Origin of the sequence: Aromatoleum evansii (genome assembly GCF_012910805.1) — a bacterium.
Lineage (GTDB): Bacteria > Pseudomonadota > Gammaproteobacteria > Burkholderiales > Rhodocyclaceae > Aromatoleum > Aromatoleum evansii.
Map to the genome: position 1 here is coordinate 1 of NZ_WTVK01000108.1, position 8422 is coordinate 8422.

7 protein-coding genes and 1 rRNA gene are annotated in these 8422 nt (G+C 68.1%); 2 read left to right on the plus strand and 6 right to left on the minus strand.

The genetic code is table 11. The features are described 5' to 3' along the window. The first annotated feature begins 7 nt into the window (after positions 1-7). Together rrf and GO615_RS26685 are read left to right on the plus strand one after the other, a co-directional pair. A 5S ribosomal RNA gene (rrf, locus tag GO615_RS26680) occupies positions 8-121 on the plus strand. Between the two features lie 211 nt (positions 122-332). Beyond that, a complete protein-coding gene (locus GO615_RS26685) occupies positions 333-590 on the plus strand; it encodes a VOC family protein (protein ID WP_211167385.1) in 258 nt (85 codons plus the stop codon). Positions 591-674: 84 nt separating this feature from the next. On the opposite strand, the gene hutC is transcribed toward GO615_RS26685, so the two are convergent. The 6 genes from hutC to hutI all read right to left on the minus strand — a co-directional run. After that, positions 675-1382, minus strand: coding sequence for a histidine utilization transcriptional repressor HutC (hutC, locus tag GO615_RS26690; protein ID WP_169132890.1), 708 nt, complete (start codon positions 1380-1382; stop codon positions 675-677). Positions 1383-1505: 123 nt separating this feature from the next. Continuing rightward, positions 1506-3056, minus strand: coding sequence for a histidine ammonia-lyase (gene hutH / locus GO615_RS26695; protein WP_211167387.1), 1551 nt, complete (start codon positions 3054-3056; stop codon positions 1506-1508). Positions 3057-3066: 10 nt separating this feature from the next. Further along, the gene (gene hutU / locus GO615_RS26700; protein WP_169132891.1) at positions 3067-4743 is read right to left on the minus strand and encodes a urocanate hydratase; all 1677 of its coding nucleotides are present in this window, start codon (positions 4741-4743) and stop codon (positions 3067-3069) included. A 35-nt stretch (positions 4744-4778) separates the two neighbouring features. Beyond that, positions 4779-6104 (minus strand): YjiH family protein, encoded by a 1326-nt coding sequence (locus GO615_RS26705; RefSeq protein WP_169132892.1) that lies wholly within the window; start codon positions 6102-6104, stop codon positions 4779-4781. A gap of 141 nt (positions 6105-6245) precedes the next feature. Beyond that, positions 6246-7193 (minus strand): formimidoylglutamase, encoded by a 948-nt coding sequence (hutG, locus tag GO615_RS26710; protein WP_169132893.1) that lies wholly within the window; start codon positions 7191-7193, stop codon positions 6246-6248. Continuing rightward, positions 7190-8422 (minus strand): imidazolonepropionase (gene hutI, locus GO615_RS26715; RefSeq protein WP_169132894.1); only part of this gene is annotated, 1233 nt, incomplete at its 5' end. The genes hutI and hutG, both read right to left, overlap by 4 nt.

Below are 8422 nucleotides of genomic sequence, written 5' to 3' on the forward strand. Positions count from 1 at the left end.
CTTACAGTCTGACGACCATAGCGTCCCGGAACCACTCCTTCCCATCCCGAACAGGACAGTGAAACAGGACCGCGCCGATGATAGTGCTCTTCGTGAGTGCGAAAGTAGGTCATCGTCAGACTAACTACTCCGAAAACCCGCTGACCTAACGTCAGCGGGTTTTTTGCGTTAACGCGTTCGGATCGCTCGCTCCCAATACCTTGAGGGGTGTGCCCGTATGTCAATGCGATCGTGTCCCGGGGCGTGTTGTAAGAAGCGTCCGCAGAAGCGGTCGGCGGGTCATCGTCTCCGGTTTGGCAGGAGCATTGCCGGCAGGCTTCGAGGACAAGGTGATGCACGCGAATCTGCGCTTCGGGGACACCGAGGTGATGCTGTCGGATGGTCCCTGTGCGGCTGGGCCGGGTTTTCGTGGTTTTTCATTGACCGCGAGCTCGCCGGATGTGGCTGGTGCAGAGCGTGCTTTTGCGGCGCTGGCCGCGGGAGGGCAGGTTCAGATGGCGCGCGAGAAGACCTTCTGGTCGCCGTGTTTCGGAATGCTCACGGACCGCTTCGGCGTGTCATGGATGGTGATGGCGATGCCCGAGGAATAGCCACGATAGCGTGGGCATGAGCGCGCGCTGTGCGCACGTTCTTCCTGTGGGGCTATCGGGGAGTTCGCCCGTCCCCCGTCAAGCTCAGGTGCGCATCGTGGAGCGCAATTTGTACCGGTCTCCCGGGTGAGTCAGGCGTGCATAGCTGATGAGGTGTTCGTCGGACCAGGTGCGTCGGATCATCAACAGGCAGGGGGTGGCAGTGCCGATGTCGAGCGCGGTGGCGGTCTGCGGTGTCGGGAGGACTGCCTCGACGACGTGCTCCACATCCGAGATCGGGCAGGCGGCGACAAGGACTTCGTTCGGCGTGTGGCGCGAGAAATCGGTGTCGAGGTAGTCGGGCACCCACTTTGGATTGACGAAGCGTTCCTCGAGTTGGATTGGCACATCGTTTTCACGATGTACGATGACCGTGTGGAAGACGCGGGTGCCAAGGCGTACGCCCAGCCGCAGGGCGACTTCGTCGTCGGCGTCGATGGCTTCGCAGGACAGTACGGTATTGCTGTATGTATTGCCGCGACCGCGGACTTCTGCGGCGATGTTGAGTACTTCGTGCAGGGAGGACTCGGCCTTGCGGTCGGTGACGAAGGTACCGAGGCCTGCCTGGCGTACGAGGTATCCGCCCTGGACGAGATCGCGGATCGCCTTGTTGGCGGTCATGCGGCTGACGTGGAAATCCCGGGCGAGCTGCTCTTCCGGCGGGATCTGGTGATTGACCGGATAGGCGCCGCTGCGGATTTTCTCGAGCAGGAATTCCTCGATCTGGCGGTAGCGGGGGACAGGGCTGGCCACGGCCGTTCCTTTTGCGGCTGATGCGATGCTGCCATGATACAGCCGGCGACCTCTTTCAGCATGCAGAATGAGTGAAGTGCGGGCCCCGTGTGTGCCGGGGCCCGGTTGGTTGTCGAGCTTGTGTTAGGCGAGCGAGGGCAGCAGTCCGGCGGGCATCATTGCGGAAAGGATGCGTGTCTCGAGCAGTGTCGTCGCTGCGGCGATGTCGGGCGCGAAGTAGCGGTCGACCTCGTAGAAGGGCACCTTCGCGCGCAGCGCCGTGCGGGCATCCTCCAACTTCTGCGAACTCTTGTGTCCGTCACGGAAGTCGAGGCCCTGGCATGCCGCGAGCCATTCGATGGCGAGGATGCCGCGCACGTTGTCGGCCATCGCCCACAGGCGGCGGCCGGCATTGGGGGCCATCGAGACGTGGTCTTCCTGGTTGGCGGAGGTGGGCAGGCTGTCGACGCTGGCGGGGTGCGCGAGCGCCTTGTTGTCGCTGGCGAGCGCGGCGGCGGTGACCTGCGCGATCATGAAGCCGGAGTTCACGCCGCCGTTGGCGACGAGGAAGGCCGGCAGCTGCGACATGTTCTTGTCCATCATCAGCGAGATGCGCCGCTCGGCCAGCGCGCCGATTTCGGCAATGGCGAGCGCGAGGTTATCGGCGGCCATCGCGACCGGTTCGGCGTGGAAGTTGCCGCCGGAGAGGATGTCGTCCTCGTCCGCGAACACCAGCGGGTTGTCCGACACCGCGTTGGCTTCGGCTGCGAGTACTTCGGCCGCTTGGCGGATCTGCGTGAGGCAGGCGCCCATGACCTGCGGCTGGCAGCGCAGCGAGTAGGGGTCCTGCACCTTGCCGCAGGCGACGTGCGACTGCGCGATCTCGCTGCTGTCTTCCAGCAGGTGGCGGTAGGCCGCCGCCGTGTCGATCTGGCCGCGCTGGCCGCGTGCGGCGTGGATGCGGGCGTCGAAAGGCACGCGCGAGCCGAGCGCGGCTTCGACGGTGAGGCTGCCGCAGACGGTGGAGGCGGCGAACAGGTCTTCGGCGTCGAAGAGGCCGCGCAGCGCGTAAGCGGTGGAGACCTGCGTGCCGTTGAGGAGCGCGAGGCCTTCCTTGGCCGCGAGGGTCAGCGGTTCGAGTCCGGCCACGGCGAGCGCCTCGACGGCGTGCAGCCATTTGCCCTGGTGGCGTGCGCGGCCCTCGCCGAGCAGGGTAAGCGACAGGTGGGCGAGCGGCGCGAGGTCGCCCGAGGCGCCGACCGAGCCCTTGGCCGGGATCTCGGGATAGACGCCCACGTTGAGGAGCGCGATCAGCGCGTCGATTACGCGGCGGCGGATGCCGGAGAAGCCGCGCGCGAGGCTGTTCACCTTGAGCAGCATGATCAGGCGCACGGTCGCGTCGTCGAGGGCTTCGCCGACGCCGCAGGCGTGCGACAGCACCAGCGAGCGCTGCAGGGTTTCGAGGTCCTCGTGCGCGATGCGGGTCTGCGCGAGCAGGCCGAAGCCGGTGTTGATGCCGTAGGCGACACGGTCCTCGTCGATCACGCGGCGCACGCAGGCGACGCTGCGCTCGATGGCGCCTGAAGCGCTCTCGGGCAGGGTCACGCGGATTGGGTGCTCGTAAGCCTGGCGCAACTGGGCCAGCGTCAGTTCACCGGGGATGAGGGTTAATTCAATGCTCGGGTCGAAAGTCATTTCTGTCACCTCAGGCTCCTTTCACGGCGTCGAGCATCGGCAGGTCGAGCCCGTTGTCGCGCGCGCAGTCGCGGGCGATATCGTAGCCGGCATCGGCGTGACGCATCACGCCGGTGCCCGGGTCGTTGCGCAGCACGCGGCCGAGGCGGGCGTGGGCTTCGGGCGTGCCGTCGGCGACGATGACGACGCCCGCATGTTGAGAGTAGCCCATGCCGACGCCGCCGCCGTGGTGCAGCGAGACCCAGGTCGCTCCACCGGCGGTGTTGAGCAGCGCATTCAGCAGCGGCCAGTCGGACACGGCGTCCGAGCCGTCCATCATGCTCTCGGTCTCGCGGTTGGGGCTCGCGACCGAGCCGGAGTCGAGGTGGTCGCGACCGATCACGATCGGGGCCTTCAGTTCGCCCTTGGCGACCATCTCGTTGAAGGCCTGGCCGAGGCGGGCGCGGTCCTTCAGGCCGACCCAGCAGATGCGTGCGGGCAGGCCCTGGAAGCTGATGCGCTCGCGCGCCATGTCGAGCCAGTGATGCAGGTGCGGGTTGTCCGGGATCAGCTCCTTGACCTTGGCATCGGTCTTGTAGATGTCCTCGGGGTCACCCGAGAGCGCGACCCAGCGGAAGGGGCCGATGCCCTGGCAGAACAAGGGGCGGATGTAGGCGGGCACGAAGCCGGGAAAGTCGAAGGCGTTGGTGACGCCTTCCTCGAGGGCCATCTGGCGGATGTTGTTGCCGTAGTCGAAGGTCGGGACGCCGATCTGCTGGAATGCGAGCATCGCGCGCACGTGTTGCGCCATCGAGCGCTTCGCGGCGGCGACGACGGCTTCCGGCTCGGTCTTGCCGCGCGCGACGTATTCGTCCCAGGTCCAGCCGGAGGGGAGGTAGCCGTGCAGCGGGTCGTGGGCGCTGGTCTGGTCGGTGACCATGTCGGGGCGCACGCCGCGACGCACGAGTTCGGGCAGGATGTCGGCGGCGTTGCCGCACAGGGCGATCGACTTGGCGACGCCGCGCTGCGTGTAGCGCGCGATGCGGGCCAGCGCGTCGTCGAGGTCCGTGGCCTGTTCGTCGACGTAGCGGGTGCGCAGGCGGAAGTCGATGCGCGATTGCTGGCATTCGATGTTCAGCGAGCAGGCGCCGGCGAGCGTCGCGGCGAGCGGCTGGGCGCCGCCCATGCCGCCCAGGCCGGCGGTGAGCACCCAGCGGCCGGCGAGGCTGCCGCCGTAGTGCTGGCGTCCGGCCTCGACGAAGGTCTCGTAGGTGCCCTGCACGATGCCTTGCGAGCCGATGTAGATCCACGAGCCAGCGGTCATCTGGCCATACATCATCAGGCCCTTGCGGTCGAGCTCGTTGAAGTGCTCCCAGTTCGCCCAGGCGGGGACGAGGTTGGAGTTGGCGAGCAGGACGCGCGGGGCGTCGCGGTGGGTCTCGAACACGCCGACCGGCTTGCCGGACTGGATCAGCAGGGTCTGGTTGTCCTCCAGGCGGCGCAGGACTTCGACGATCTTGTCGAAGCAGGCCCAGTCGCGGGCGGCGCGGCCGATGCCGCCGTAGACGACGAGCTCCTTGGGACTCTCGGCGACCTCGGGGTCGAGGTTGTTCATCAGCATGCGCAGCGGGGCTTCGGTGAGCCAGCTCTTGGCGCTGAGTTCGTTGCCGCGCGGGGCGCGGATTTCGATATCACGGAATTTGCTCATGGGGGTCTCCTTGTTTCGTCTGATTGGGATGGCGCTTAGAGCCAGCCGAGGTGGTGTGCGAGCTGGGCCATCGGGATGGCGAGCACCAGGCTCAAAAGGGTGCGCTGCAGCCAGACCAGCAGCAGGTCGCGCAGGCGCATGGGAATTCGCGTGGCGAGGACGCAGGGAATCGAGGCCGAGAGGAAGAGCACGCTGCTCACTGACACCGTGGCGGCGACGAAGCGGACGACCACGTCGGCGTCCTTGAGCAGCATCGCCGGCAGGAACATCTCGGCGAGGCCGGCGGCGATCGCGCGGGCGACCGTCATCGGTTCGGCAAGGCCGAAGGCCCAGGTGACGGGGTAGAGGAGCAGGCCGATGACGTCGAAGAGCGGCGTGTACTTCGCTGCGAGCAGGCCGAGCAGGCCGACGGCGAGGATGCTCGGCAGGATCGCGGCGGTCATGCGCACGCCGTCGGCGAACGTTTCGCGCAGCGCGGCGGAAAGCGCCGGGGCGCTCTGCGCCTGGGTGACGCCGGCGTGCCATGCTGCCTGAATGCGGCTCTGGCCGGGCGGCAGTTGCGGATCCGGTTGGCCTTCGCTCGGCAGGCGCGACAGCGGATAGAGGCGCGCGCTTACCGCGGTGACGGCGAAGGTGACGGCCATGCTGCCCCAGAAGTACAGGTTCCACGCCGGCATCAGGTCGAGGGTCTTGGCGACGATGACCATGAAGGGGGCCGATACGGTCGAGAAGCCGGTGGCGATGATGGCGGCTTCGCGCAGCGTGTAGTGGCCTTGGGAGTACATGCGGGAGGTGATGAGCAGGCCCACCGAATAGCTGCCGACGAAGGACGCCACGGCGTCGATCGCGGACTTGCCCGGCGTGCGCCAGATCGGCCGCATCACCGGCTGCATCAGCACGCCGATCAGCTCCAGCAGGCCGAAGCCAATCAGGAATACCAGCGCGAGCGAGCCTAGCGGTACGATCAGCGAGAGCGGCAGCACGAGCTTGTCGAACAGGAAGGGCAGCATGCCGGGGGCGTACGCCGCTTCCGGGCCGAACCTGAAGAGGAAGGCGATACCGATCGCGAGTCCCAGTACCTTCAATACCGAGAACGCCAGCGTGACCGCGTTGTGGCGCCACGCGCCGCTCACCCAGGGATGGATCGCGCCGTAGGCCATGAGCACGAGCGCGAGGCCGATCACGAGCGGGCGTGCCTCCTTGAGCAGGAAGCTTGCGGCATGGTCGAGAAGGATCGTCGAGCGGCCGGAGATGTCGACGGGCAGGAAGAACAGCACCAGCCCGATCAGGCTGTAGCCCAGCAGGCGGGCAAGCGTATGGGTGCGCACGGGCGCGACGCTCAGCGAGATCTGTTCGGCCATCACCGCGCTCCCTGGGCCGGGGGCGTCGGCTCGCTCGACGTAGTGGTGCGAATGCTGCAGTCCGGCGACGGCGGGATGTGTCGATGGGGGCGGTTCATGCGGGTCTCCTCGCGGTTGCTTCTATGGAAGACGGCCTTGGCTTCAGCCGTTCAGGGTCATCAGATGGATCAGGCGTGCGGCGACGCGGGCGGTTCGGCTGTCGATATCGAATTCGGGGTTGTGCTCGGCGAGGTCGGCGAGCCTGAGCTTGCCGCTGTTCCGCACGCGCTCGATCAGTGGCTCGAGCAGCGCGAGCGGTACGCCGTGCGGGGCCGGGGCGCTGACGCCGGGGGCCTCGCCGGCGGGCAGGACGTCGAGATCGATGGTGAGGTAGACGTGGTCGCAGGTGGCGATGAAGGCGTCGAGGTCCTCGCCGATGCGCTCGAGGCTCAGGGGCGTGATGTCGCGGTCTTCGCGCACCAGCACGTCGAGGTCGGCCGCGCGGCGGAACAGGGCGCGGGTGTTGGCGGCGCGGCTGACGCCGAGGCAGGCGTAGCGGAATGGCCAGCCGCGGTCGGCGCAGGCGTGGGCGATCTGCGCGAAGGGCGTGCCGGACGAGTGTACGTGCGCCGGGTCGCGCAGGTCGAAGTGGGCGTCGAAATTGATGATGCCGATGCGCGGGATGTCGGCGGCTGTGCTTGCAAGGTGTGCGGCGAGTCCCTGCCAACTGCCGTAGGCGACTTCGTGCCCGCCGCCGAGCACGACCGGGAAGTGGCCCGCAGCGAGCAGGGTGGCGATATCTGCCGCAAGGCGTGCCTGAGCGGCGTCGAGGTCGCCGTTGTCGCAGGCGACGTTGCCCGCGTCGTAGGCCGGGCTTTCGCGGTGCCAGGCGAGGCCTGCCAAAGCCTTGCGGATTGTGGCGGGTGCGGCGATTGCGCCGGGACGGCCGTGGTTGCGCCGAACGCCTTCGTCGCAGGCGAAGCCGATGAGGGCGACACCGGGCGAATCGGCGGCGTCGAGTGGGCGGATGACCTGGTGCCAGCGCAGGCTGTCGGGCTCCGGGTCGATGCGTCCGGTCCAGGCGTCCATGTTCATGCGGTCGGCGTTCATCGTGCCTCCTGCGTGTATTCGTCGCTGCGGTTGTGCGTGACCTCGCCGTTGAACACGCGCTGACGCAGCCGTCCCGGCTGCACCGCGTAGGCAAGTTCTGTCGGACTTGCGACGTCCCATACGCACAGGTCGGCGCGCAGGCCCTCGGCGATGCGTCCGGTGTCGGTGAGGTCGAGCGCGCGGGCGCCGTTCGCGGTCATGCCGGCGAGCGCCTCGCGCGGGGTCAGGCGGAACAGGGTGCAGGCGAGGTTGAGCATCAGCGTCGGCATGAAGAGCGGCGAGCTGCCGGGGTTGGCGTCGGTCGCGATCGCGATCGGCACGCCGTGGCGGCGCAGGGCGTCGACGGGCGGCAACTGTGTCTCGCGCAGGGTGAGGAAGGCGCCGGGCAGCAGGGTCGCGACGGTGCCGGCTTCGGCCAGCGCGCGCACGCCGGTCTCGTCGAGGTATTCGATGTGATCGGCCGACAATGCGCCGTGGCGTGCCGCAAGTGCCGCGCCGCCCAGGTTGGAGAGCTGCTCGGCATGCGCCTTCACGCGCAGGCCGTGGTGGGCGGCGGCGGCGAACACGCGTTCGCATTGCGCGGGGCTGAAGGCGATGCCTTCGCAGAAGACGTCCACCGCGTCGGCGAGCCCGGCGGCCGCGGCGGCGGGGATCATCTCCTCGCACACGAGGCGGATGTAGCCGTCCTGGTCGTCCTTGTATTCGGGGGGCAGGGCATGCGCGCCGAGCAGTGTCGTGACGGTGCGTACGGGAAGGCGTTCGCCGAGGCGGCGCGCGACACGCAGCATCTTCAGTTCGTCGGCGAGCGTGAGGCCGTAGCCGGATTTGATCTCGACCGTGGTGACGCCGTCGGCGACGAGCGCGGCGAGGCGGGGCAGTGCGGCGGCGAGGAGTTCATCTTCGCTCGCGGCGCGGGTCGCGCGCACGGTGCTGAGGATGCCGCCGCCAGCCTGAGCGATCTCCGCGTAGCTCGCGCCTTCGAGGCGCCGCGCGAACTCGTCGGCGCGGTTGCCGCCGAACACGAGGTGGGTGTGGCAGTCGACGAGGCCTGGGGTCATCACGCCGCCGCGGCCCATGTCGCGAACGCTGGCTGGATCGGTTGCGGGCAGGGCCTCGCTCGGGCACAGCTTCGCGATGCGACCGCCTTCGACCAGCACCGCCATCGGGACGGGCAGTTCCCGTTCGCCGTCGAAGATCGTGACGTCCCGCCAGAGGAGGCGGGGGTGGGG

Coding starts and splice junctions, on each gene's coding strand:
- GO615_RS26685 (WP_211167385.1), top strand. CDS start 333: ATGCACGCGAATCTGCGCTTCGGGGACACCGAGGTGATGCTGTCGGAT.
- hutH (WP_211167387.1), bottom strand. CDS start 3,056: ATGACTTTCGACCCGAGCATTGAATTAACCCTCATCCCCGGTGAACTG.
- hutU (WP_169132891.1), bottom strand. CDS start 4,743: ATGAGCAAATTCCGTGATATCGAAATCCGCGCCCCGCGCGGCAACGAA.
- GO615_RS26705 (WP_169132892.1), bottom strand. CDS start 6,104: ATGGCCGAACAGATCTCGCTGAGCGTCGCGCCCGTGCGCACCCATACG.
- hutG (WP_169132893.1), bottom strand. CDS start 7,193: ATGAACGCCGACCGCATGAACATGGACGCCTGGACCGGACGCATCGAC.